At 73.5% G+C, this 24557-nt stretch carries 18 protein-coding genes and 1 pseudogene; 12 read left to right on the forward strand and 7 right to left on the reverse strand.

All coding sequences use genetic code 11. The features are described from left to right. Positions 1–514 precede the first annotated feature (514 nt). Positions 515–1312, forward strand: coding sequence for a polyprenol monophosphomannose synthase (locus tag ACWGJ5_RS43065; RefSeq protein ID WP_453315064.1), 798 nt, complete (start codon positions 515–517; stop codon positions 1310–1312). An 85-nt stretch (positions 1313–1397) separates the two neighbouring features. Next, positions 1398–1952: an FxsA family membrane protein gene (gene fxsA, locus ACWGJ5_RS43070; protein WP_453315065.1), complete on the forward strand. Its 555-nt coding sequence runs from the start codon at positions 1398–1400 to the stop codon at positions 1950–1952. Positions 1953–2066: 114 nt separating this feature from the next. On the opposite strand, the gene ACWGJ5_RS43075 is transcribed toward fxsA, so the two are convergent. The 4 genes from ACWGJ5_RS43075 to yczE form a co-directional block, all read right to left on the reverse strand. Further along, entirely contained in the window at positions 2067–2441 is a 375-nt protein-coding gene (locus ACWGJ5_RS43075; protein ID WP_003977404.1) for an RNA polymerase-binding protein RbpA, read from the reverse strand. A gap of 278 nt (positions 2442–2719) precedes the next feature. Beyond that, a complete protein-coding gene (locus ACWGJ5_RS43080) occupies positions 2720–4066 on the reverse strand; it encodes an MFS transporter (protein ID WP_453315066.1) in 1347 nt (448 codons plus the stop codon). A 63-nt stretch (positions 4067–4129) separates the two neighbouring features. Continuing rightward, complete coding sequence (locus tag ACWGJ5_RS43085) at positions 4130–4906, reverse strand: glycerophosphodiester phosphodiesterase (protein WP_453315067.1); 777 nt, start codon at positions 4904–4906, stop codon at positions 4130–4132. Next, positions 4903–5556: a membrane protein YczE gene (gene yczE / locus ACWGJ5_RS43090; protein WP_453315068.1), complete on the reverse strand. Its 654-nt coding sequence runs from the start codon at positions 5554–5556 to the stop codon at positions 4903–4905. Before yczE ends, ACWGJ5_RS43085 begins: the two co-directional genes overlap by 4 nt. Positions 5557–5658: 102 nt before the next feature. Between yczE and ACWGJ5_RS43095 the strand changes: the two genes are divergently transcribed. Beyond that, positions 5659–7167, forward strand: coding sequence for an SCO1417 family MocR-like transcription factor (locus tag ACWGJ5_RS43095; protein WP_453315069.1), 1509 nt, complete (start codon positions 5659–5661; stop codon positions 7165–7167). Positions 7168–7275: 108 nt separating this feature from the next. On the opposite strand, the gene ACWGJ5_RS43100 is transcribed toward ACWGJ5_RS43095, so the two are convergent. Further along, positions 7276–8898, reverse strand: coding sequence for a hypothetical protein (locus ACWGJ5_RS43100; protein ID WP_453315070.1), 1623 nt, complete (start codon positions 8896–8898; stop codon positions 7276–7278). Between the two features lie 40 nt (positions 8899–8938). Beyond that, the gene (locus tag ACWGJ5_RS43105; protein ID WP_228619019.1) at positions 8939–9133 is read right to left on the reverse strand and encodes a hypothetical protein; all 195 of its coding nucleotides are present in this window, start codon (positions 9131–9133) and stop codon (positions 8939–8941) included. A 314-nt stretch (positions 9134–9447) separates the two neighbouring features. On the opposite strand from ACWGJ5_RS43105, the gene ACWGJ5_RS43110 reads away from it, so the two are divergent. The 9 genes and pseudogenes from ACWGJ5_RS43110 to ACWGJ5_RS43150 all read left to right on the forward strand — a co-directional run bounded on the left by ACWGJ5_RS43110 (position 9448) and on the right by ACWGJ5_RS43150 (position 23893). Next, positions 9448–9840: an ankyrin repeat domain-containing protein gene (locus tag ACWGJ5_RS43110; protein ID WP_453315071.1), complete on the forward strand. Its 393-nt coding sequence runs from the start codon at positions 9448–9450 to the stop codon at positions 9838–9840. A 301-nt stretch (positions 9841–10141) separates the two neighbouring features. Beyond that, a complete protein-coding gene (locus ACWGJ5_RS43115; RefSeq protein WP_453315072.1) occupies positions 10142–11560 on the forward strand; it encodes a HEAT repeat domain-containing protein in 1419 nt (472 codons plus the stop codon). Positions 11561–11745: 185 nt separating this feature from the next. Then, the gene (locus ACWGJ5_RS43120) at positions 11746–12873 is read left to right on the forward strand and encodes a glycosyltransferase family 4 protein (RefSeq protein ID WP_453315073.1); all 1128 of its coding nucleotides are present in this window, start codon (positions 11746–11748) and stop codon (positions 12871–12873) included. After that, positions 12870–14045, forward strand: a complete 1176-nt coding sequence (locus tag ACWGJ5_RS43125; RefSeq protein WP_453315074.1) for a glycosyltransferase — start codon at positions 12870–12872, stop codon at positions 14043–14045. The genes ACWGJ5_RS43120 and ACWGJ5_RS43125 overlap by 4 nt, the downstream gene beginning before the upstream one ends. Continuing rightward, positions 14042–14875, forward strand: a pseudogene (locus tag ACWGJ5_RS43130) (SGNH/GDSL hydrolase family protein); the annotation flags it as partial. The gene ACWGJ5_RS43125 and the pseudogene ACWGJ5_RS43130, both read left to right, overlap by 4 nt. A 993-nt stretch (positions 14876–15868) precedes the next feature. Next, positions 15869–16558, forward strand: coding sequence for a GntR family transcriptional regulator (locus tag ACWGJ5_RS43135; RefSeq protein ID WP_453315075.1), 690 nt, complete (start codon positions 15869–15871; stop codon positions 16556–16558). 78 nt (positions 16559–16636) lie between these two features. Continuing rightward, positions 16637–18166, forward strand: a complete 1530-nt coding sequence (locus ACWGJ5_RS43140) for a hypothetical protein (RefSeq protein ID WP_453315076.1) — start codon at positions 16637–16639, stop codon at positions 18164–18166. A gap of 31 nt (positions 18167–18197) precedes the next feature. Beyond that, positions 18198–19076 carry a hypothetical protein gene (locus ACWGJ5_RS43145; protein WP_453315077.1) on the forward strand — a complete coding sequence of 293 codons (879 nt, stop codon included), beginning with the start codon at positions 18198–18200 and terminating at the stop codon, positions 19074–19076. 65 nt (positions 19077–19141) lie between these two features. Beyond that, positions 19142–23893, forward strand: a complete 4752-nt coding sequence (locus ACWGJ5_RS43150; RefSeq protein WP_453315078.1) for a hypothetical protein — start codon at positions 19142–19144, stop codon at positions 23891–23893. A gap of 16 nt (positions 23894–23909) precedes the next feature. Here ACWGJ5_RS43150 and ACWGJ5_RS43155 read toward each other — a convergent pair whose 3' ends face one another. Beyond that, positions 23910–24452: a hypothetical protein gene (locus ACWGJ5_RS43155; protein WP_453315079.1), complete on the reverse strand. Its 543-nt coding sequence runs from the start codon at positions 24450–24452 to the stop codon at positions 23910–23912. Between the last annotated feature and the right edge of the window lie 105 nt (positions 24453–24557).

Below are 24557 nucleotides of genomic sequence, written 5' to 3' on the forward strand. Positions count from 1 at the left end.
CCGCCCGACCTGCGCATCCTCCCCCAAGACCGTGCTGTTCGGGCCGTCTTCGCAGGCCAGGGGGCTGTTGACAGTCGACGGCCGGGGGCCGGTAGGTTCGGCCGAGTCCACCACCGGACGCCTGACCGGGGAGCGTTCGCGCAACTCGTCGCAGCGCCGCTGGGTCAGGGACGGTGTGCCGCACCGGGGCACCGTCGCTGGGAGCCAGGCTCAGCGCCCGCGCCGCCGAGGGAACGTTCCGGCCCGGCAAGGTGTGACCCGGGTGGGGCCCGTGCGCTCAGTAGACAACGGCTTTCGGTCGATCCGCAGCCAGCGGGTCCCAGGTCGGCCCGAAGGGCGCCGGGCCCCCATCCGCCGTGGTGGGCGAGCGGCCCCGGCGTGCCGTGAAGGTGCCGAAAAGCGCATTCTTACCCCACTCTTGTGGAATCGACACCACCAAAGGAAGCACTCCGCACGTCTTACCAGGCGGTGGCCACTATGGTGGTCCCCTGCGTACGACCAAGAAGGGGCATCAGTGAACGACGGCGACGGGACTCTCGCGGCCAAGGCCCAGGGGAGGCAGTTCGGTCCGCTCGGCACGGCCTTGGTGATCATTCCGACCTACAACGAGGCGGAGAACATCAAGACCATCGTCGGCCGGGTACGCAAGGCCGTCCCCGAGGCGCACGTGCTGATCGCGGACGACAACAGCCCCGACGGCACCGGAAAGCTCGCCGACGAGCTGGCCGCCGAGGACGGCAACGTCCAGGTGATGCACCGCAAGGGCAAGGAAGGCCTGGGCGCCGCCTACCTCGCGGGCTTCCGCTGGGGTCTTGAGCGCGACTACGGCGTGCTGATCGAGATGGACGCCGACGGCTCCCACCAGCCCGAGGAGCTTCCCCGGCTGCTCACCGCCCTCAAGGGTGCCGACCTGGTGCTCGGCTCCCGCTGGGTGCCCGGCGGCCGCGTGGTGAACTGGCCCAAGTCGCGTGAGTTCATCTCCCGTGGCGGCAGCCTGTACTCCCGGCTCGCCCTCGGCCTGCCGCTGCGCGACATCACCGGCGGCTACCGCGCGTTCCGCCGCGAGACGCTGGAGGGGCTGGGTCTGGACGAGGTCGCCTCGCAGGGCTACTGCTTCCAGGTCGACCTGGCCCGCCGCGCGGTCAAGGCCGGCTACCAAGTGGTCGAGGTCCCGATCACCTTCGTCGAGCGTGAACTCGGCGACTCCAAGATGAGCAAGGACATCCTCGTCGAGGCGCTGTGGCGGGTCACCGCCTGGGGCGCGGGGGAGCGGGTCGCCAAGCTCACCGGCAAGAACAAGCGGGCCAAGTAGTCGCAAGCGGGCCGATGCGTCCCGGTCGGCCCTGGGCGAACATCCCCTTATCCCGCGCTGAGCCGCCGCCAGGCACACTGGGGGCATGACGACTGGCGCTCCGACCTCTCCGTACACCGCCCGGCCCCGGCGCTCCCGGCTGCGCAGATATCTGCCGCTGGGCGTCGCCGCCTGGCTGGTGCTGGAGATCTGGCTGCTGACCCTGGTCGCGGGGGCGGCCGGGGGGTTTGCCGTGTTCCTGCTGCTCGTCGCGGGCTTCGTGGCCGGCTCCGTGGTCATCAAGCGGGCCGGCCGCCGCGCCTTCCAGAGCCTGAACGAGGCGCTGCAGCGGGGTGGTTCACCGGAGCGCGGCGGCGGCAACGGCCTGATGATGCTCGGCGGCCTGCTGCTGATCATCCCGGGTCTGGTCTCCGACGTGGCCGGCCTGCTCCTGCTGCTCCCACCGGTGCAGCAGGCCGTGAGTCGCTACACGGAGAACGCCCTGGACAAGAGGCTGCGCACGGCGGCCCCGGGCAGCCTCGGCGACGCCTTCCAGCAGGCCCGTATCCGCCGTCCCGACGGCAAGGTGGTGCAGGGCGAGGTCATCCGTGAGGACCGGCCCGAGCCGGGGGAGCAGGAGCGTCCACCGCTGACCGGCTGAACACGCCCCCGCGCAGCAAGCTCCCGGACATGCGAAACCGCGGGCGCCGTACGTGAATCACGTACGGCGCCCGCGGTTTTCGGATGGGCTGTGTCCGCGCCCAGCCCGCAGGAACTAGGCCGACTTACGGCTGTCCCGAGGGTGAACCGCGATGTTCATCGCCCCCGAGCGCAGAACCGCCAGGCGCTCCTCGAGGACCTCTTCGAGTTCCTCACGGGTGCGCCGCTCCATCAGCATGTCCCAGTGGGTACGCGCGGGCTTGGCCTTCTTCTCCTCAGGGCCGTCGCCGTCGACGAGGAGTGCCTGGGCTCCGCAGACCTTGCACTCCCACTCCGGCGGAATCTCCGCCTCGACCGAGAAGGGCATCTCGAAGCGGTGCCCCTTCTCGCATGCGTACTCCACGGCCTGGCGCGGGGCCAGGTCGATACCGCGGTCCGTCTCGTAGCTGGTCACCACGAGGCGCGTACCGCGAAGAGCTCGCTCACTCATGAATCGTGCCTCCCGGGCTTGTCGCCCACAGGACAGGTGTCGCTGTCGTCGTCATCCGGTCAACGTCCGGTCGGCGGTAAAGATTCCCGTTCCGTGTCCCGTTCCGGGTCACGCGTCGCCGTCGTAGCCGCCCCTTGTTCTACCCACCGGCGCCCGGTTTGTCACATCTGATAGCAGATGTCACCCAGCGTTTCGGCATCTTTGACGCGCAGTAACGGTACGCCTGGCAGGCCAAAGGCGTACACTACCGCCCTTTCGTGCTGAGCGCTAAATCAGTGCTAAATCTTCTCCGGAACGGGGTTCCCCGCCTCGGCGATCGCCCGCCGCACCGGGACGCGCGCCAGCAGCACGAAGCCGATGACGAAGAAGGCCACCAGCGAGATGATCGCGGACCGGTAGCTGCCGGTCAGCTGGTACGTCATGCCGAACAGCAGCGGCCCGAGCCAGCTCATCCCGCGGTCGCTCATCTCGTACGCCGAGAAGTACTCCGCCTCCTTGCCGGGCGGCACGAGATGGGAGAACAGCGACCGGGACAACGCCTGGCTGCCGCCGAGGACCAGGCCGATCCCGGCGGCCAGCACGAAGAAGAACACCGGTGCCTTCGCGGGCAGGAAGTAACCGGCCGCCAGTGTCACCGTCCACGCCACCAGCGAGCCGAGGATCGTCCGCTGGGCACCGTACGTCCGCGCCAGCCGGCCCATCGCCAGCGCTCCGGTCACGGCCAGCACCTGCACCAGCAGCACGGCCACGATGAGCGTCGACTGGGACAGTCCCAGTTCCTGCGAGCCGTAGACGGAGGCCTGGGTGATCACCGTCTGGATGCCGTCGTTGTAGATGAGGTACGCCAGCAGGAAGGCGAGCGTCAGCGGGTGCCGGCGCATGTCCCGGACCGTCGCGGCCAGCTGCCTGAGCCCGGGTGCCGCGGCGCGCTCCACGCGCGCGTGCCGGTCACGCAGCCTGCTCAGGGGTATGAGCGTGAAGGCGCCCCACCACAGGCCCGCCGAGGCCAGGCAGATGCGGACCGCGGCCGTCTCGCTCAGACCGAAGGAGTCGTGCGCCGAGTACAGGACCAGGTTGGCGACGAGGACCGTGGAGCCCGCCGCGTAACCGAAGGCCCAGCCCCGCGAGGAGACCGCGTCGCGCTCCTCCGGCGGGGCGATCTGCGGCAGGTAGGAGTTGTAGAGCATCATCCCGACGGATTGCGCCGCGTTGGCCACCAGCAGCAGCGCCCCGCCGAGCAGATACCGGTCGCCGTCCAGGAAGAACATGCCCGTGGTCGCGGCGGCCCCGGTGTACGCCGCCGCCGCGAGCAGCGGCTTCTTGCGGCCGGTGCGGTCGGCCGCACTGCCCACGATCGGCATGACCACGACGGCGATGACCACCGACAGGGACACCGTGTAGGCGAAGAAGGAGCCCGCCCGGACCGGGACGCCCAGCGGATGCACATAGCCGTCCGCGTCCGCGGCCCGCTTGGCGACCGCGGTGAGGTACGGCCCCAGGAAGACCGTCACCACGCTCGTCGAATAGACCGAGCAGGCCCAGTCGTAGAAGTACCAGCCGCGCTGTTCGCGCCGGAGGCCGGCGGCGTCGTGCGCCGCGTCCGTCCGCACGGTGTCCGTGCTCACCCCTGCCCTCGCTTCCCCGCTCAACTGCTCAAGTGCGAAGGCTCGGGCCGGCCGGCCGGGCGGTCAGACCCAGACGCCGCGTTCCTCCATGACCTTGCGCAACGTGTCGATGTGATCGGTCATGATGCCATCGACTCCCAGGTCCAGGAGCCGGTGCATGCGCTCGGGTTCGTTGATCGTCCACACGTGCACCTGCAGCCCCATCGCGTGGGCGGCGCGGACGAAGCGATGGTCGACCACCGGGACGCCCGACTGGGCCTCGGGCACCTGCGCGGCGACGGCTGACCGGCGCACCGCCGCCGGCAGTCCCCAGGAGCGCAGTCGCAGGCTCAACACCCCGCGCGTGCCGAACGAGGTGGCCAGCTTCGGCCCGGCCAGCCGCTGGGCGCGCAGCACACGCGCCTCGGAGAACGAGCCCACGCACACCCGGTCCCAGGAGCCGGTGCGCTCGATCAGCTCCAGCAGAGGGCGCAGGGCGGGCTCCGCCTTGATGTCGACGTTCCAGCGGACCTCGGGGAAGGTCTCCAGCAGCTCCTCGAACAGCGGCACCGGTTCGCGGCCGGCCACGCGCGCGTGCCGTACGTCCTTCCACGGCAGGTCCGCGATGCGGCCCGCACCGTCGGTGACCCGGTCCAGCGTCGAGTCGTGGAAGGCGACGAGCACGCCGTCGGCGGTGGCGTGCACGTCGGTCTCGATGTAGCGGTAGCCCAGCTCGACCGCGCGCCGGAACTGCGCCACGGTGTTCTCCAGCCCGTCGGCGGCCCCGCCCCGGTGGGCGAAGGGTATGGGCCCCGGGTGGTCCAGGTACGGATGGCGCTTGGGCGGTGTCGTGAGGGTCACGGTCGCAGTATCACCCCTTCCGGTGTCTCCGCGGCAACGGCGGTGCTTCCGGCCGATGCCGCCGGGACGGCGAACACCCGCAGGAAGAACTGGGCCAGCGGCCCGATGGACACCGCGTACAGCACGGTGCCGACGCCGATGGTGCCGCCCAGCAGGAACCCGGTGACCACCACCGCGACCTCGATCCCGGTCCGCATCAGCCGGACCGAGCGGCCGGTGCGCCGGTGCAGCCCGGTCATCAGCCCGTCGCGGGGGCCCGGACCGAAGCGTGCCGCGATGTAGAGGCCGGTCGCCGCGCCGTTCAGCACGATCCCCGCGAGCAGGAGCGGGACGCGTACGGCGAGGGAGTGCGCGTCCGGGACGAGCGCGAGCGTGCCGTCCATGGCGAGGCCGATGACGAAGACGTTCGAGACGGTGCCGAGCCCGGGCGGCTGGCGCAGCGGGATCCACAGCAGCAGCACCGCGGCCCCCACGATGATCGACACCACGCCGATGGTCAGCCCGGTGAGTTCGGCGAGGCCCTGGTGCAGCACGTTCCAGGGCTCCAGGCCCAGGCCTGCCTCGACGAGCAGGGCGGAACTCGCGCCGTAGAGCGCCAGCCCGGCGTACAGCTGGATCAATCGTCGTCCGAGACGGCGCCGAGTGGACATGAAGTACCCCCCTGGGTGGTGGCGGTGGCCTGACGCATGTCACTCTGTGGCTTGGGAAGAATGGCCATCCATGGCCAATTCGGGGAAGGTGGACTGATCGTCATGGCGCAGTGGACCTCAGCGATGGGGGCCTCGCAGCTCGCCCGGCTCCTCAAGTCCCAGCAGGACCGCCCGGCCGGCCCCGGCACCCGCCGTCCGCCGGCCTACCGTGCCCTCGCCGACGGCATCCGCCTGCTGGTGCTCGAAGGCCGCGTACCGGTGGCCGCCCGCCTCCCCGCCGAGCGTGAGCTCGCCCTCGCCCTGTCCGTCAGCCGCACCACGGTGGCGGCCGCCTACGAGGCGCTGCGAACCGAGGGCTTCCTGGAGTCCCGGCGCGGCGCCGGCAGCTGGACCGCCGTACCGGCCGGCAACCCGCTGCCCGCCCGTGGCCTCGAACCCCTGCCGCCCGAGGCCCTGGGCTCGATGATCGACCTCGGCTGCGCCTCGCTCCCGGCCCCCGAGCCATGGCTGACCCGCGCCGTGCAGGGCGCCCTGGAGGAACTGCCGCCGTACGCCCACACGCACGGCGACTACCCGGCCGGCCTGCCCTCGCTGCGCTCGATGATCGCCGAGCGTTACACCGCGTGCGGGATCCCCACCATGCCCGAGCAGATCATGGTGACGACCGGTGCGATGGGCGCCATCGACGCCATCTGCCATCTCTTCGCCGGCCGCGGCGAGCGGATCGCGGTCGAGTCCCCGTCGTACGCCAACATCCTCCAGCTCATGCGCGAGGCGGGCGCCCGTCTGGTCCCGGTCGCGATGGCCGAGGGGCTGTCCGGCTGGGACGTGGACCGCTGGCGTCAGGTCCTGCGCGAGGCCGCGCCCCGCCTCGCGTACGTCGTCGCCGACTTCCACAACCCCACCGGGGCGCTCGCCGACGAGGACCAGCGGCGCCGGCTGGTGGACGCGGCGCGCTCGGCCGGCACGGTGCTCGTCGCCGACGAGACGATGACAGAGCTGTGGCTGGACGAGGAGTTCGCGGACGGCGGGATGCCGCGCCGGGTCTGCGCCTTCGACCCGGCCGGCTCGACCGTCATCACGGTCGGCTCGGCGAGCAAGGCGTTCTGGGCCGGCATGCGGATCGGCTGGGTGAGGGCGGCGCCGGACGTCATCCGCAGCCTGGTCGCCGCGCGGGCGTACGCCGACCTCGGTACGCCGGTGCTGGAACAGCTCGCCGTCAACTGGCTGTTCAGCACGGGAGGTTGGGCACAGGCGGTGGAGCTGCGCCGGGCCCAGGCCCGGGAGAACCGGGACGCGCTGGTGGCGGCGATCCGCCGCGAGCTGCCGACGTGGGAGTTCCACCTGCCCCAGGGCGGTCTGACCCTCTGGGTCCGGGCCGGCGGCCTGTCCGGCTCCCGTCTCGCCGAAGCGGGCGAGCGGACCGGCGTCCGCGTCCCGTCCGGCCCCCGCTTCGGCGTGGACGGCGCGTTCGAGGGGTATCTCCGGCTGCCGTTCACCGTCGGGGGAGCTGTGGCGGAGGAGGCGGCGGTCCGGCTGGCCGCGGCGGCACGACTGGTGGAGACGGGGGCCACGGGGGGTGGGGAGGCGCCGCGCACGTTCGTGGCTTAGGCCGCCCACCGGCTCGGGGCGCGTTGTGGCGCCCCATGAGGGGCCCCGGGGAACTTCGCGAGTGCCCCCGACGGACCGCCACGGAAGACGGCCCGAACACCCACGGCGCTAGCCGGCTGCCTCCGCAGGCACGGCCGGCTTCGCCAGATCCGCCGGCTCCCGGGGCTCCGTCGGTTCCGGAGGCTCCGTCGGCCGAGCCTCCACGGCAGTGGCCCGCGCCGGCAGCAACTCCAGCACCGCCTGCCGGTCGGCGTCACTGGTCGCGTCGTCGTACGGATCCGGCGTACGCGGCACCTGAAGCCGATGCACCGGCCCCACGCCCAGCCGCGCATACCCCCGCCCGGGCGGCACATGCCCCAGCGGCGTGGTGTGCGGCGGCGCGCCCAGTACCGCCTCCACCTGCCGGGGCGCGGCGGGTCCGAGTACGACACGCGCGCGTGTGTGCTGCCGTACCGCGTCGCTCAAGGCCTCCGCGCTGTCGAACTGCTCGGCCACGACGACCGTCACGTTCGCCGCGCGGCCGTGCCTCAGCGGCACCTGGAGCAGCGCCTGCGGGTCCTTGCGGCCGTCCGCCGCGGCTAGGTGGGTGAAGACGCAGGGGCGGTCCAGCATGATCCACAGCGGGCGGCGGGCGTCGGCCGGTGGCGGGTCGCCCGCCTGCCGGGCCAGGTTGACGGCGATGAGCCGCCGCTCGGTCTCCTGTGCCGCCCACTCCAGGCTCGCCAGCGCGCCGGGCAGCGCGCACTCCACGGCCAGCACGCCGTCCCGGCCGGTCAGGCACGCGTACTCGCCGGTGCCGCCGCCGTCGACGATCAGGACGTCGCCGTACCGGAGGGCCTGCAGGGCGATGGAGCGCAGCAGCGTCGACGTGCCGCTGCCGGGGTGGCCCACGGCCAGCAGGTGCGGCTCTGTGGAGCGGATGCCGGTGCGCCAGACGACCGGCGGCACGTCGATCTCCTCCTCTCCGTAGGAGAGGGGGAGTGTGCGCTGGACCTCGCCGGGGTCGGTGAAGCCGAGAACGGTCTCGCCGGGCGCGGTGACGAAGTGCTGGGCCGGGATGTCGGCGGGCAACGGAGGCAGGACGGCGACGGTGAGCTGGTTGCCCTCCTCGTCCCAGGCGAAGCGGTACTCGCGGCCCCGGCCGGCCTTCGCGGTGAGCAGCTGCTCGATCCGCATGCGGGCCTCGGGCTCGCCGTCCGGGAAGTACGGGGGATAACGGATCACGAGATGGCCGACACGCCCGGCGTCGTCGAACTCGTGGGCGGGGAAGGCCTTCTCCCACTCTCCGCCGTGCGTGTACAGCGGCGCCGGGTCCTCGGGGCTGGAGAAGTACGGCATCAGCGCCTCGTAGAGGGACTGGAGCCGTACGGTCTGGGCCTCGTCGGGCCCCTCGGGAGCCGGTGCGGTGCGGTCGCGGCCCTGCCAGGCTGCCGCCGCCATCACGGTGATGACGGCGAGCAGCGGCCCGTACGGCGCCAGCCCCACGGCCAGGATCACGGAGGCCACGAGGAACAGCAGCGGTCCACGCCTGTCCTGGGGCGTGTCCGCCCATTTGCGCCGCGCGGCCGAGGCCAGCAGGCGCAGCCCGCGTGTGACGGTGATCAGCGGATGGAGGACGTCGGTGGCGCTGTCGGCCGCCGTCCGGGCCAGCTCCCGGCTCCGGGCGAGCTGCATCCGGGCGATCTGGGCGCTGTCCTTGCTCAGGATGCGGGGGAGAGGGCGCCGGGCCACTGCTGTCTCCTGGGGGTGCGTGCGGGCGGGACGGGCGGGGTCAGAACTTGATGCCGCCCAGGAGGCTCGCCAGGCTCTCGCCGCCGGCCTTGATACTCGGGGCGATGCCCGTGTTGGCGAGGTAGAAGCCGAACAGGGCCGTAACCGTGGCGTGCGAGCCCTTGAGCCCGTCCTTGCGGAAGAACAGGAAGACGATGACGCCGAGGATGAAGACGCCGGACATGGAGAGGATCATTTGAGGCCTCCTGGTGTCGAGGGGGGACAGTCACCATGAGTTCTTCCAGGATCACAGGATGTATCCATACGATTAAAGGTGCAACTGAGTGAAATGCGGTTGATTTCACCCAGTCGGCAGAATCGTCCCGTCCGGCCCGGCTGAGCTGGGCGGTTGCCTCCGGCGGGGGCTGTCGGTGATCTTTACCTCGGGCACATCGGGTCATGTGCCGCGCGAGCCAGTACGCTGGCGATTCACTCGTACGGCCGCGTTCCGCTCTCGCTGCCGTACGCTCCCTGAAGTCCCCGAAGTTCGCAGGAGAGGCGGTCCGCCCGATGAGTGAAGCCCCCGACCCCGAGGTCGTGGAGCTGGCGACCAAGATCTTCGATCTGGCCCGGCAGGGGCAGACCGAGGCGCTCATGGCGTACGTCGACGCCGGCGTTCCGGCCAACCTCACCAACGACCGCGGTGACTCCCTGGTGATGCTCGCCGCCTACCACGGCCACGCCGACGCGGTACGCGCCCTGCTCGCCCGGGGTGCCGCGGCGGACCAGATCAACGACCGGGGTCAGACCCCGCTCGCGGGCGCCGTGTTCAAGGGTGAGACGGAAGTGATCAAGACGCTCCTGGAGGGTGGGGCCGACCCGGCCGCGGGGACCCCGTCGGCCGCCGACACCGCCCGGATGTTCGGCAAGACGGAACTCCTGGAGCTGTTCGGCGCGCACTGACGCGCATGTCCTGACCAGGTACGACACGGAAAACGGGGGAGGCGGTAAAGGGCCGCCGGAAATACGGTCGCGGCAGCGCAAACGGCCGGGTCATCATGACGACGTGATTCACGGACGCGATGGCTGGGCAGGTGTTGCCGCACCGCGCGGGCCGTGATGCGGTCCGCATGGGCCACCGACGAGAGGCAGAGAGAGATGGTCTTCAGCAAGCAAGAGACGGCGGGCGCTCCGACGTTGTGTCACGCGGCCAGGTAGTGCGTGTTCCCCGGTTGCGTCGACGCTTGATGTGAGGCTGTTTCCCATGTTCGATCCGGTCATAGCGCCCAGCGGTACGCTGCTCGGCCTGCTCCAGCGGGGCCGCGGCGACGGCACACTGCACGCGCTCACCGCCCCCCGCGCGGAAGCGCTCGCGGCCCTGAACCACTGTGTCCTGCGCGATCCCCGCCACGACTGGCAGGTGGAGAACCGCTCCCTGTACTACGCCCGCCTCTACCTCGACCTGAACGGCGAGCTGGACGCGATGGAGGCGCACCTCTTCGATGCCGAGGACGTCCTCGACACCGACGAGTCCCGCACCGGCCTCGCCCTGGCCGTCCTCGGGCACCTCGCCTCCTACGGCCGGCGGGACGCCCTCGAACTGCTGCGCAGGTACGCCGCCCAGGGCTCCAACTGGGCCTGGGCCCTGGACGAGCTGGCCCTCAGGGACGACGACGCGGGCCTGCGCGCCCTCGCCGCACCCGTCCTGGCCCGCTTCGGCACCGACCCGGAGGGCGAGGCCGAGCTGGCCGCCGCCGTACGCGACGCCTTCGAGCCGAGGCCCTGGCGGCTGTGGGCCGACGATCCGCGCGAATCGATCGCCACGCGCGTGCGTGCCGCCCACGAGACCGGCTGTTTCGACCGCTGGCAGCGCCAGCTGCGGCCCACCGGCCCCCGGCCCGGATGGAGCGTGCGCGCCGTCTTCGAATGGGCCCAGCAGGGCATGGACCGCGGCGCCGCTCTCCACGTCCCGGCCGCCCGCTGTCTGGTCGCCGTGGCCGGCCCCGAGGACCGGCCCGAGATCGTCCAGGCCGCCCGCGGCGGCATCGACGGCGCGCGCTGCACCGCGCTGCGCTATCTCGCCGACAGTAACGACCCCGACGCCCTCGAGCTGATCGAGGCCGCCGTCGCCGACGGTACGACCGTCGTCGTGGAGGCCGCCGTCGACGCCTTCGAACGGATGCGCAGCATCGCCGCCGTCGACCGCGCCCGCCGCTGGGCCCAGCGCCCCGACGCGCTCGGCGCCGCCGCCGGACGCATGCTCGCCTGCCGCGGCGGCGTCCAGGACCGCGACCTCGTCCTCGGCGCCCTCCGCGAGGCCGTACGAGGCGAGGGCCCCGACGCGCCCACGCTGTGGACCCTCGTCGACGGCACCGGACGCCTCGGCATCGCCTGCGCCGCCCCCGTGCTGCGCCACATCTACCGCGAGACGGCGTCCTCCCATCTGCGCGGCCGGGCCGCCCGCGCCCTGGCCGCCACCGACCCCTCCTTCGCCGCCGGCTTCGCCGTCGAGTGCCTGTGGGACTGCGAGGAGACCACCCGCGAGCTCGCCGCCCGGCACGCCGAGACCGGCGACACCCGGGTCGTGGAGCGCCTGCGCCGCCTGGCCGCCGATCCGGCCGAGGAGGCGGAGGTGCAGACGGCGGTACGCAGCCGCTTCGGGCCCGACGCCGCCCTCGGCTGACCCCTCGCACGCACGCGGCCCGGGCGGACGACCGCCCGCTGTGTGAACGCCGGGTGTCCCGCAGGTCAGGCGGCCATGACGGCCGTCTGACCTGCTCGGGTGCGCAGCCCAACGCTCATGGGACGTTCCCCGGGCGGAAAGATCGAAGTTGACGCGCCCACGTCCGGCGCGGCGACAACACCCGTATGCGTGTCGTCATCGTGACCGAATCCTTTCCCCCCGATGTGAACGGCGTGGCCCACTGCGCGCTCCAGACCGCCCGGCACCTCGTAGATCGCGGTCACCATCCGCTCGTCGTCGCCCCCGCCCCCGCTCCGGGCAGCGGACCGGACACGGACGCCCCGTGCCCGGTCGTCCGGATCCCCTCCCTCCCGCTCCCCGGCTACCCCCAGGTCCGCGTCGCGCTGCCCAGCCGGCGGCTCGCCGCGGCGCTCGTCGAACACCGGCCTGACGTCGTACATCTCGCCAGCCCCTTCGTCCTCGGTGTGCGCGGCATGGCCGCCGCCGCCAAGCTCGGTATCCCCGCCGTCGCCGTGTACCAGACCGACCTGGCCGGCTACGCCCGCACCTACATGGGTGCCGGCGAGGCGGCCGCCTGGCGGCGGATCCGCTCCGTCCACGCCGCCGCCGACCGCACCCTCGCCCCCTCCAGCGCCGCCCTCGGTGACCTGGAGGCGCACGGGGTGCCCCGGGTCCGGCTGTGGCCACGTGGCGTGGATACCATACGTTTCCGGCCAGATCTGCGGGACGAGGCGCTGCGCCGCGAACTCGCCCCGAACGGCGAGCTGATCGTCGGCTACGTCGGCAGACTCGCCCCCGAGAAGCACGTCGAACTCCTCGCCGGCGCCTGCGGCCTGGACGGCGTCAAGGTCGTGGTCGTCGGCGACGGGCCCAGCCACGCCCACCTGACGGAGGCCCTGCCCGGCGCCGTCTTCCTCGGTCGCCGCACCGGAGGCGAGCTCGCGCGGATCTTCGCCTCACTGGACGTCTTCGCGCACACCGGCCCCTTCGAGACGTTCTGCCAGACCGTCCAGGAGGCCATGGCCAGCGGGGTCCCGGTCGTCGCACCCGCCGCCGGAGGCCCGCTCGACCTGGTCGCCCACGGCCGCACCGGATACCTGGTCCCGCCGCGTGACGCCGACGCCGTACAGGAGGCGGTCCGGGAACTCGCCGCCAACCCGGCGCGGCGGACCGCGTTCGGTGCCGCAGCCCGCACCATGGTCGAGGGCCGCACGTGGGCCGCCGTCGGCGACCAGCTGATCGCCCACTACGACGACGTGCTCGCGGCACGGAAGACGGCGGTGGCGGCATGACCGGCCAGTCCCTGCGCATCGTCCGGCTCGCCAACTTCGTCGCCCCGGCCTCCGGCGGCCTGCGCACCGCCCTGCGCGAGCTGGGCAAGGGCTTCAAGGCGGCGGGCCACGAACCCGTCCTGATCGTGCCCGGCGAACGGCACACCGACCACGACACCGAGCAGGGCCGGGTCATCACCCTGCCCGGCCCGCTGCTGCCCGGTACCGGCGGCTACCGCGTCCTCACCGACAAGCGCCGCGTGGCCGCCCTCCTGGAGGAGCTGGCCCCGGACCGCCTGGAGGTCTCCGACCGCACCACCCTGCGCTGGACCGGCCGCTGGGCCCGCCGCGCGCGCGTGCCCGCCGTGATGGTCTCCCACGAGACCGCCGACGGCGTGCTGCGCACCTGGGGCCTGCCCGAGCACCTCTCCCGGCGCGCGGCCGACGCCCTCAACACCCGTACCGCGCACGTCTACTCGCGCGTGGTGTGCACCACCGAGTTCGCAGAGCGCGAGTTCGTGCGCATCGGCGCGCGCAACGTCGTACGCGCCCCCCTGGGCGTCGACCTGATGGAACGCCACCCCGCCCTGCGCGACCCGGGTCTGCGCACCCGGCACGCGCGCGGGGACGAGGCGCTGCTCGTGATGTGCTCCCGGCTGTCCGTCGAGAAGCGCCCCGGCACCGCCCTGGACGCCCTGGACGCGCTCATACGACGCGGGCGGCGGGCGGTGCTCGTGGTGGCCGGGGACGGGCCGCTCAGAGCCCGGCTGGAGCAGCGTGCGCGGGAACACGGGCTGCCCGTGACCTTCCTCGGGCACGTCTCCGACCGGGCCGCGCTCGGCGCCCTCCAGGCCAGTGCGGACATCGCCCTCGCGCCCGGGCCCGCCGAGACCTTCGGGCTCGCCGCACTGGAGGCCATGGCGTGCGGCACGCCCGTCGTGGCGAGCGCGTCCTCCGCGCTGCCCGAGGTCATCGGTTCCGCCGGGGCGACCGCCGCCGACCGGGGCGAGGCGTTCGCGGACGCCGTGGAGCAGCTGCTGGACCGCGGCGAGCACGCGCGGCGCGAGGCGGCACGCGCGCGTGCGGAGTGCTTCGGCTGGGGTACGGCCGTGGAGGCGTTCCTCGCGGCCCACGACGCGGAGGTGCTCCGCCCGGCCGGCGTCCGTCGCACCGTGCAGGAGGGCGTGGCATGACCCCCGTCCGCTTCGTCGCCCTCGGTGACTCGCTCACCCAGGGCGTGGGCGACCCCGTCGGGGACGGCTGGCGGGGCTGGGCCGCGCTGCTGGCGCCCTCCCTCGCCGAGACCCCGGACGCCGTGGAGTTCACCAATCTCGCGGTCAGCGGTGCGCAGACCCGCGACGTGCTGGAGCGGCAGACTCCGGCCGCCCTCGAACTCCGTCCCGACCTGGTGTCGGTGGTGATCGGGGTCAACGACACGCTGCGTCGCACCTTCGACATCCGGGCGGTGGCCGCCCGCCTCGACGAGGTCTACGCGGCCTTCACCCGCGAGGGCGCCACCCTCCTCACCGCCTGCCTGCCAGACCCCGGAGCGATGCTGGGCCTGCCGAGCGCCCTGGCCCGTCCGCTGGCCCGCCGGCAGCGGGCCGTCAACACGGTCGTTCACGCGCTGTCCGAGCGGTACCGGGCCGTCCACCTGGACGCCGTTGACGGCGCCTGGATCACCGACCGGAGCCTGTGGAGCGCCGACCGGCTGCACCCGGGCGAACGCGGGCACCGGCAGCTCGCCGTCCGCTTCCACGCCCTGCTCACGGAGGCGGGCCGAGCGACGGGACAACCGCCGTCCCCCGAACCGGAGTTCTCCGCGCCCACCCGGGCGGCGAGCCTGCTGTGGCTGGCCACGGCCGGCACCGCCTGGGTGGCCCGGCGCTGCAAGGACCTGCTGCCGCAGCTGCTGCGCCTGGCCGCCGACGAACTCCACCACCGGGCCCGCGGCACCAGCGCCCGCCTCGACCTGAGCGCCTCGGCAGCGGTGTCCGAAGCCCTGGCCGCCCTGTCGGAAGTCCCCAACCAGGACGCCGAGGCTCAGCGACGCCCTGCGGGCACGCAGCCGACAGGGATACCTGGTCCCGCACGGACGGGCCGGAGGCTGGATACGGCCCGTGAGCCCGCGACGGTGGGCACGGCCCGCGCAGCCGTGGTGCCGGATCAGGTCGGCGAGGCCGTTTCGGCGGGCTCGGTGGGTAGGGCCGGCGTGGCTGCGGCAGCGGATCCGGCTGGCGAGGTGCCGGTGGGTATGGTCCGCGCGGCAGTGGTGGGGGATCAGGTCGGCGAGGCCATGACGGCGGGTATGGTCCGCGCGGCTGCGGGAGTGGATTCGGCCGGCGAGGTTGTGTCGACGGGTACGGTCTGCGCGGTCACGGCCGCAGATCAGGCCGACGATGCCGTGACGGCCGGTATGGTCCGCGCGGCAGTGGTGGCGGATCAGGTCGGCGAGGCCATGACGGCGGGCAGGGCCCGCGCGGTCACGGTGACGGATCCGGTCGGCGAGGCCACAGCGCCGGGTTCGGCCCGTGGGGCCATGGGGGCGCAGACCGCGCGGACGACCGTGGCAGCCGGATAGTGCCCGGAGGGCCGGAGGGCCGGCCGGGACCTTGCGCCCGTCCAGGGGCCATGGTGGCGGACACCGCCTGCGCGGCCGCCGGGGCGCAGACGGCGCGGACGACAGCTGTCACCGGGGAACGACCGGCGGTCGGCGGCCCGCCCGGAGGGTGACCGGACGCCTGTCCGAAGGGGTCTGGCCCGTGCCGAGGTCCAGGCCCCGCCGGGCAGGCACGGCCCGCCGCGGCTAATGCGAAGAGACCGCGTACGCGGTACGCGCACGTGCCCGGGGTCCGGCGTCCATCTCCTCAGGCAGCAGACCTACCCGCCTCGTCCCGCACACCTGAAGGAACCCGACCCTCCTGCGCCGGCCCACTTGCACCGGCAACAGAGGATCGTTCAACGATCCTTCAATGCCCACGTTGTTTCGTTCCGGACTCTGCGATTGAATTCCGGCATGGCAGAGCAGCTGACGGCACTGGCCGACGACCGCGCGCTCCTGGGGCGTACCAGCACGGCGGAGCGGGTCTCGGACATCCTCCGGAGTCGTATCGCCGACGGGTACTTCCCGCCCGGCACCCGGCTGTCGGAGGACGGCATCGGCGGCGCGCTCGGGGTCTCCCGCAACACGCTGCGCGAGGCGTTCCGGCTGCTCACGCACGAACGCCTGCTGGTCCACGAGCTCAACCGCGGGGTGTTCGTGCGGGTCCTGACCGTCGAGGACGTCGAGGACATCTACCGCACGCGCGCCCTGGTCGAGTGCGCCGTCGTGCGCGGGCTCGGCGAGCCGCCGTACCGGCTGGACGGCGTGGCCGCGGCGGTCGCCGAAGGGGAGCGGGCGACCGCGGAGAACGACTGGAAGGCGCTGGGCACCGCCAACATCCACTTCCACCGCGATCTGGTCGCCCTCGCGGGCAGCGAACGCACCGACGAACTGATGCGCAGTGTCTTCGCCGAGCTGCGGCTCGCTTTTCACGTGGTCGACGACCCGCGCCGGCTGCACGAGCCCTACCTCGCCCGCAACCACCGGATCCTGCAGGTGCTGCAGTCCGGCGACAAGCGCGAGGCCGAGCGACTGCTGGAGACGTACCTCGCGGATTCCCTGGAGCGGATGGTGGAGGTGTACCAGCGCCGGGTCGCCCCGTAACTCGGCAGCACCCCGCCCTGGCGCAGCCACTCCGCGCCGTTTGGGTCGATGTCAGACCTAGGACCTACTCTGTGCACCGTGACTTCGCCTGCATCGACGGACAGCGTTCCGCCCCAGCTCAGCGCGGGGCCGCGCCCTGCTCCGGGCCCGGCCGCCGACGAGGGGCTGGCGCGCCGGCTGCGCGCGCTCGCCTGCACCGCGCCGCTGCACGACCTCGACGCGCGCAAGGCCAACCTGGCCGGTGAGTACTCGGTGTACGGCATGGCCGAGGTGGCCCTCGCCGCCATCGACCTGGTCACGCTCAACATGGACTTCGACACCGGCGCCGACCACGAGCAGATCGTGGCCCGGCTCGTCCCGCGCATCGCCGCCCAGGCCCCGCGCCGGCCGACCGCCGAGCACGAGCGCGTGGCCCGCTGGGTCCTGGAGAACCTGATCAACGTCGGCAGCGTCGACCGCGGCTTCCGCGCCGTCTACGGCACCTTCGCACCGGACGGTACGTATGTCCGCCGGGACTACGACTTCAAGCTGATCGAGGAGGTCCCCGGCCCCGGCGGCACGGTGTACCTGCGCACGACGGACGAGGCGGTCAACGTCCTGGTGGGCGCCCTGGACACCGATGTCACCAGCGCCCAGATCGCCGCCGAGGTCAAGCTGGAGGTGCTGATCAACCGAGGCCGGCTCGCCGACGCCCAGCTCGCCGCCGAACAGGCCCGCTACCGCACGGTGCAGTACTCGGAGACCCTCCGCCGCGCCCTGGAGGCCACCCGGCGCAACGTCCGCGCGGTCGACTGGCTCAACGCCGTGCCCGACATGATCGCCGAGGCACTCGACCACGTGGCCGACCGCTACCGCCACGAGAACGCGATCCTCACGAACATCCGCAAGGCCCGCGACGAGACCGAGGAGCCCGAGCACAAGCGCCGCGCGGCCGAGCTGGTCGACATCGTCAAGGACTGCATCCGGCGGCACACCCAGCTCCAGTCACGGCTGCTGGAGGCCGGCCCGCTGTTCCGCGCCGAGCAGGACCGGCAGGCCTTCGCGGCACCGGCGACGACGTCCGGGACAGACCTGTACGGCCATCTCGTCGCCCCCGTCCTGCCGCTGCCCCTGGAACAGGCGATCCGGGTCACGGACGCGTTCTTCGCCAGCGGCACGGGCTTGCGGACGCCGGTGTCCGTCCGGGTGGCGGACCTCGTCGACATACTGCTGACGCCGCCGGTCGAGCGGGAGCACCTGGGCGCGGAGATGCCCGAACCCGACCTGATCGCCACGCCGGACGACAGCCGGTTCAGCGAGGAGCAGCTGGCCGCCGCGACGGAGTTGCTGGACCTGCCGGCCGACGCGCCGCGCAGGCTGTCGGGGCTGCTGGCCGAGGCCCGGCGCACCGGGGACCCCGATCTGGCCTATCTGGTGGCCCTGTTGGCGGTTCATGCGGCCAGTCCGGCTGTCGGTACCGCGTACCGGCAGGGTGAGGAGAAGCTGCTGTTCGCCGTGGACGACGGGACCGAGCTGGACGATCCCGAGTTCGGCGGGGCGGACCTGATCGTGGGGACCGCCCTGCTGGACGCGGCCGGGATGGCGGCGGACCGGACGGAAGCAGCATGAGTCAACAACAGCGCGACAAGGAGCCCCAACCGTGAGCGAGCACGTCGAGTGGAGTGAGGCGGAGTCGTCGCCGCCGTCGGCCCCCGCCGCCGTCACCCCCGCCGACGCCGCCGACGCGGCGCGGCTCGTCGCCTTCGGGCTGCAGCCCAAGCTGCAGCCCGCGCGGGACCAGGAGTACACGGAGCTGCTGCGCCGGTACCGCGACGATCCGGCGTTCGCGCGGCTCGCCGACGCCGTCGCCGCCGGCCTGGGCCTCGTCGTGCTGGAGGTGTCCCCCCGCGCGGGCATGGCCGTGACGGCCGCCGAGGACTCGGTGTTCGCCGTCCGCATGGGCGACTACGCGCGTCGCACCGCCGCCGACTCCGGCGACCGCTTCCTGCACGGCCTCGCCCATCTCGCCGTCGCCGCACTGGCTTTCCCGCGCCCGGAGGACCTGGCCGACGACACCTACATCGGCCGGGTCACCGTCAACGGCGTCGACGCCTTCGTACGGCAGGCCTGCCGGCGCCTGGAGGAGCGGGCCGAGGAACGGGGCGAGAACACCGACCCGGCGACCGACGCGCCCGGCCTCGAGGCCGCCTGGCGCATCTGGGCCAGACGCAGTGCCACCGGCGCCACCAAGGACGCCCGCCGCCCGGCCGCCTCCACCACCGGCATCGTGGCCAAGGCTCTCGCCTTCCTCACCGACTCGGGCTTCCTGCAGCGCACCGGCGACGACGGCGGCGGCACCTACCGCACCACGGCCCGCTACCAGCTCCAGGTCCGCGACATGGCCGGCAGCGCCGCCATGGCCGAGCTGCTCGAGCTGGGCGTCGTACCGGTGACCGACGGCACGGCCAGCCTGCTGTCGGCCGAGGACACCGAGGACCTGGAGCTGGTGGCCGACGCCGGGCTGCCCTTCCACTCCTGAGGGCCGCCGAGCTCCCGCAGAATCCTGAACCACCGCACTTTTCACCAGACTTACGAGAGTCCGCCATGTACGAGCTGTCCCGGGTCCGCCTCTACTCCATCGGTCCCGCCGGTGCGCGCTACGCCGACACCGTGCTTGACCTGCGGGGTGTCGGCGAGCCCGTGCCCGACCCGGCGCCCACCCAGGCGGAGTTCTTCGAGGAGGAGCCGTCCGGCCCGCCGCGCCGGCCCGCGCCCGCCGGCGTGCTCTTCCTGGAGAACGGCGGCGGGAAGTCCGTCCTGCTCAAACTGATCTTCTCGGTGATGCTGCCGGGCCACCGCAACACCCTCGGCGGCGCCAGCTCCGGTGTACTGCGCAAGTTCCTGCTCGCCGACGACTGCGGGCACGTGGCGCTGGAGTGGCAACACGTGCAGACCGGCGAGTGCGTCGTCGTCGGCAAGGTGAGCGAGTGGCGCGGACGGCAGGTGTCCAACGACCCGCGCAAGTTCGCCGAGGCCTGGTACTCGTTCCGGCCCGGCCCCGGACTGAGCCTGGACAACCTGCCGGTCGCCGAGTCGACCGCCGTACGGCCGCCCGTCGAGGGCACCTCCGGCGCCCAGGGTCGGCGCCGCACCATGAAGGGCTTCCGCGACGCCCTGACCGAGGCCGGCAAGGCCTACCCCCACCTGGAGGTGCACTGGGAGGAGATCCACGACCGCTGGATCGAGCACCTCGGCGACCTCGGCCTCGACCCCGAACTCTTCCGCTACCAGCGGGAGATGAACGCCGACGAGGGCGAGGCGGCCGGTCTCTTCGCGGTCAAGAAGGACTCCGACTTCACCGACCTGCTGCTGCGCGCCGTCACCGACACCCGCGACACCGACGGTCTCGCCGACCTCGTCGGCGGCTTCGGCAACAAGCTGGGCCGCCGCGCCGAGTTGATCGCCGAAAGGGACTTCACCGCCGGGTCCGTCGACCTGCTCGGGCGGATCGTCGAGGCCGCCGAGGCCCGTTCACACGCGCGTGACATCCACACCGGCGCCGAACGCCGTACCCGCGCCCTGGCCCGGCGGCTGTCCGCGCGGGCCGTGCAGCAGCGGGTGCGGGCCGCAGACCTCGCCCAGCGGGTCACGGCCGCCGCCTACGCCGTCACCCACTCCGAGGGCGCGCGGGAGCGCAGCGCGCTGATCGCGGCCGAACTCGCCTACCGGCACGCCTCCCTCGCGCTCGCCGCCGCCGAGAAGTCCGCCGCCGCGCAGAAGCGCGAGCTCGCCGACGCCCGCACCCTGCACTCCGCCTGGCAGGCCGCGGAGGCCGTGCTGCGCCACCGCGCCGCCGCCGACCGCGTCGCGCGCGTGTCCGCCGCCATCCAGGAGGCCGAGCGGGACGCCGCGCCCGCGCTCGCCGCGCGTGCCAAGGCCGCCGTGGACCTCGTACGGGCCCTGCACACGGCCGCGGAGAGCGCCGAGGCCCTCGCCAACGAGGAGGAGGAGCGCTCCGCCGCCCTGCAGGAGGCGGGCGACTGCGCGTACCGCGATTCCACCACCGCCGCGACCGAGGCACAGCGCGCCCGCAGCGAGGCCGGGCATCTGCGCCAGCGCCTCGCCGAGGTCGAGCAGGAGACCGCCGAGGCCGTCCGGGCAGGCTGGCTCGACGACAGCGCCCCGGACGCCGACCCGGCGCGGGCCGCGCTCGCCGCCAGCGATGCCGAGAAGAGTGCCGTCGCCGCCTGGGACGCGGCTCGCGAGGCCGCCCGCAGGACCACCGAGCACGCGCGCGAGGCGGCCGCCGCCGAGTCCCGCGCGGAACTGATCGCCGCCCGCGCGGCGGACGCCGCGACGGCGGCCGAGCGGTCCTACGAGGCCGAGCGGCGCCTCGCCGAGTCCCTGGCCGCCGAGGGACGGCTGGCCGAACTGCTCAGCCTGCCGGGTGCGCCTGCGGCCGGGCAGCCCGGAGTGCCCGGGCCCCGGTCCGGGGCCGATGACGCGATGGGCGCGCGCGCCGGCGCGACCGCCGAGACGGACGCCGGCCGGGGACCGGATGACCCGGCGGACGGGCGTGAGGGCGCCGCGGAGCCGACGGGACCGGGCGCGCACGGCACTCGTCGCCTGCCCGCCGAAGGCCCCTTCAGTCCCGAGGAACTCGACCGTTTCGCCGACGAGTTGCGCGAGCTCCTCGACGACGCCGTCTCCACCGCCGAACGGCACCTGTTCGAGCTGCGCACCGCCGCCGCCGACGACTCCCGGATCCTGGGCGCGCTCGGTGACGGCGGACTCCTGCCACCGGGTCCGGATGTCCTGGCCACGGTGGAGTTCCTCGGCGAGCACGGCATCCCCGCACTGCCCGGCTGGCGCTACCTCGCCCAGGCCGTCGACCCCGCCGACCACGCGCGCGTGCTCGCCGCCCGCCCGGAACTGGTCGACGGCGTGATCATCACCGACCCGGACACGCACGCGCGTGCCCGCGAGGTGCTCGGGGACGCCGCCCTGCTGCCCCGCTCCGCCGTGGCCGTCGGCACGGCCGCCGCCCTGCTCGCCCCACCCCCCGCCGACAGCGGCGCAACCGGGGACGTCTTCCTCGTGCCGCCGAACCCGGCCATGCACGACGAGCACGCCGCCGACGAGGAACGACAGTCACTGCGCGCGCGGGCCACCGAACGCGACGAGGAGATCCGCACGCTCGCCGCGCGCCTCGGCAAGGACCGCGAACTGGCCGCCCGGCTCGCCTCCTGGCGCACCGGCTGCCCCGCCGGACGCCTCACCGAACTGGCTCGGGCCGCCCAGGAGGCCCGCGCCTTCGCCGAGGAGACCGAGGCCGAGCTGGCCGAGGCCCGCACCCTGCGCGCGGAGGCCGACGAGGCCGCCGCCGAGGCCGTACACGTCCGTGACGAACGGCAGGAGGGCGCGCAGAAGGCCCGCCGCGCCGCCGACGCCCTCGCCGGGCTCGCCCACCGGCTGCGCGAGCGCGCCGGCTGGCAGGCCCGGCTGCGGGAACTCGCCGACGAGGCCGCCGAGTCCGAGGCCCGGGCCCAGACCTGCCTGGAGCGTGCCCGCGCCGCCGACGAGGACCGCCGCGCCGCCCAGCGCGCCGCCGACGACGCCCGCCGTACCGCACGCGCCCTGCGCGCCGAGCGTTCCGAGATCGCCGGCGCTCCCGACGACGTACCCGTCGAGGACACGGACGCCCCCAAGGCCTCCCTGCCCGCCCTCCGCGAGGCCTACCGGGCCGCCTCCCAGCTGTACGAGAAGGTCGGCGTCGGCGCCGACCTGCGCGCCGAGCAGGCCCGCGCGGAGAGCGACGAGAGCGCCGCCCGCGCCGAGCTCGACCGGCTCAGCAACAAGGTGCGCACCCGGGCCGAGCAGCTGCTGCAGTCGCCCGACGGCTCCGACGGGCCTTCCCGGCAGGCCGCAGCCGCCCGCGCGGAGGAGCTGGTGCAGCTCCTGGAGACCCGCATGTCCAGCGCGAGCGAGCAGCTCGGCCGGCTGCGCGGTGAGGCCGAACGGCACGCTCCGCAGGACGGCGAGGCGCACACCGAGCTGCCCGAGGAACTCGTCCCGAGCGACGCCGAGCACGCCCAGGCGCTGCTGCGCACCGCGACGGGCGAGCTCGCCGCCCGCACCGAGGCGCTGGCCGAGGCCCGCGAGGCCCACGCGGAGCTGCTGGAGGCCCACCGGGCCGCCGAGGACGCGGCCGGCGGCTTCGACGAGATCGCCGCGATGCTCCGCGACCTGCTGCGCGAGCACGGCCCCGAGGAGGAGCAGGACGAGCCGGAGCCGTACCCCGGCAGCCTGGAGGAGGCCCGGCACTCCGCCGCCGAGGCCCGCCGCTCGCTGCGCGGCTGTGCCGCCGATCTGTCCGCCGCCGAGGCGGCCGTGCGCGAGGCCGGCGACGTCCTCGTCCGGCACGCCAACTCCACGCGCTACGAGCAGGTCCGCACCCCCGCCCGGCAGCAGATCCGCGAACTGCCCGCGTCCGCGCTGCCGGAGCACGCGCAGAAGTGGGCGGACGCGTTCGCACCCCGGCTGCGCGTCCTGACCGACGAGCTGGCCCAGCTCGAGCGCAACCGCGACTCGATCGTGGACCGCCTGAGGGGCCTGGTGGAGTCGGCTCTCGCCACCCTGAGGTCCGCCCAGCGGCTGTCCCGGCTGCCCGAGGGGCTCGGCGAGTGGTCCGGCCAGGAGTTCCTGCGCATCCGCTTCGAGGAGCCCGACCAGGCCACACTCACCGAACGGCTCGGCGAAGTCATCGACGACGCCACACGCGCGGCCGTGAAGAAGAACTCCGACCTGCGCCGGGACGGCATGTCGCTGCTGCTGCGCGGAGTCGCGGCCGCGCTGCAGCCCAAGGGCGTGGCCGTCGAGATCCTCAAGCCCGACGCCGTGCTGCGCGCCGAGCGCGTACCGGTGGGACAGATGGGCGATGTCTTCTCCGGCGGCCAGCTGCTCACCGCCGCGATCGCCCTGTACTGCACGATGGCCGCCCTCCGCTCGAACGACCGGGGCCGGGACAAGCACCGGCACGCCGGCACGCTGTTCCTGGACAACCCGATCGGCCGGGCCAACGCCACCTACCTGCTGGAGCTGCAGCGGGCCGTGTCCGACGCGCTCGGCGTGCAGCTGCTGTACACCACCGGTCTGTTCGACACGACCGCCCTGGCCGAGTTCCCGCTGGTCATCCGCCTGCGCAACGACGCCGACCTCAGGGCGGGCCTGAAGTACATCAGCGTGGAGGAGCACCTTCGGCCCGGGCTGCCCCAGCAGCCCCAGGCCGGAGAGGCGGGGCACAGCGAGATCACGGCGACGCGGATGTTCAAGAAGCCGGTGCCGAACACGCCGTAGCGGCGAGCCGTGGAACTCAGGGGTGGGACAGCTGCCCGGTGCCGCCCCGGCGGCGTATGCGGTCCTGCTCGCGCAGGGCCGCGCGCTCCTCGCGCCGGCGGGCACGCCGCTCACGGCGGAGTGCCCGGGCCGTGCTGCTCGGTTCGGAGACCACGCCGTACCGCTGGTTCCACACCTGGCGGGTCACCCACACGTCGACCACGGCCCACGTGGCCACCACCGTGCTCGCCACGCTGCTGATCACCATCGGGAAGGCCAGCCACGACTCGGCCAGCGTGCACAGGAACGCCACCATCGCCTGTATCAGCGTCACCGCGATGATCAGGAGGGCCCGCACCGCCGCCGTACGCACCGGATCCGGCAGCGGGTGCCGGCGGGCGGGCTCCTCGACCCACAACGGCCGGTAGTACTGCTGCTGTTCGCGGGCGGACTCCCGGGCGCGGCCACGCGCCCGAATGTCGCGATCCGGTGCCTCCGCGCCCCGCCGCGCCGCCGAGCGCCCCGCCGAGCGCCCCACCACGCTCTCCTCGGGCGCATCACGCCACTCCGCCGTGCCCATCACCGAGTACCTCCCCACCGCCGACACACCGCTCGCCCCGGTGTCACAAGACACCGACTCCCCAGTGGCTGCCCGGCTTGCGCTGTTTTACGCCGCCGAGGTGCG

The sequence above is a fragment of the Streptomyces sp. NPDC054783 genome, from assembly GCF_053611725.1.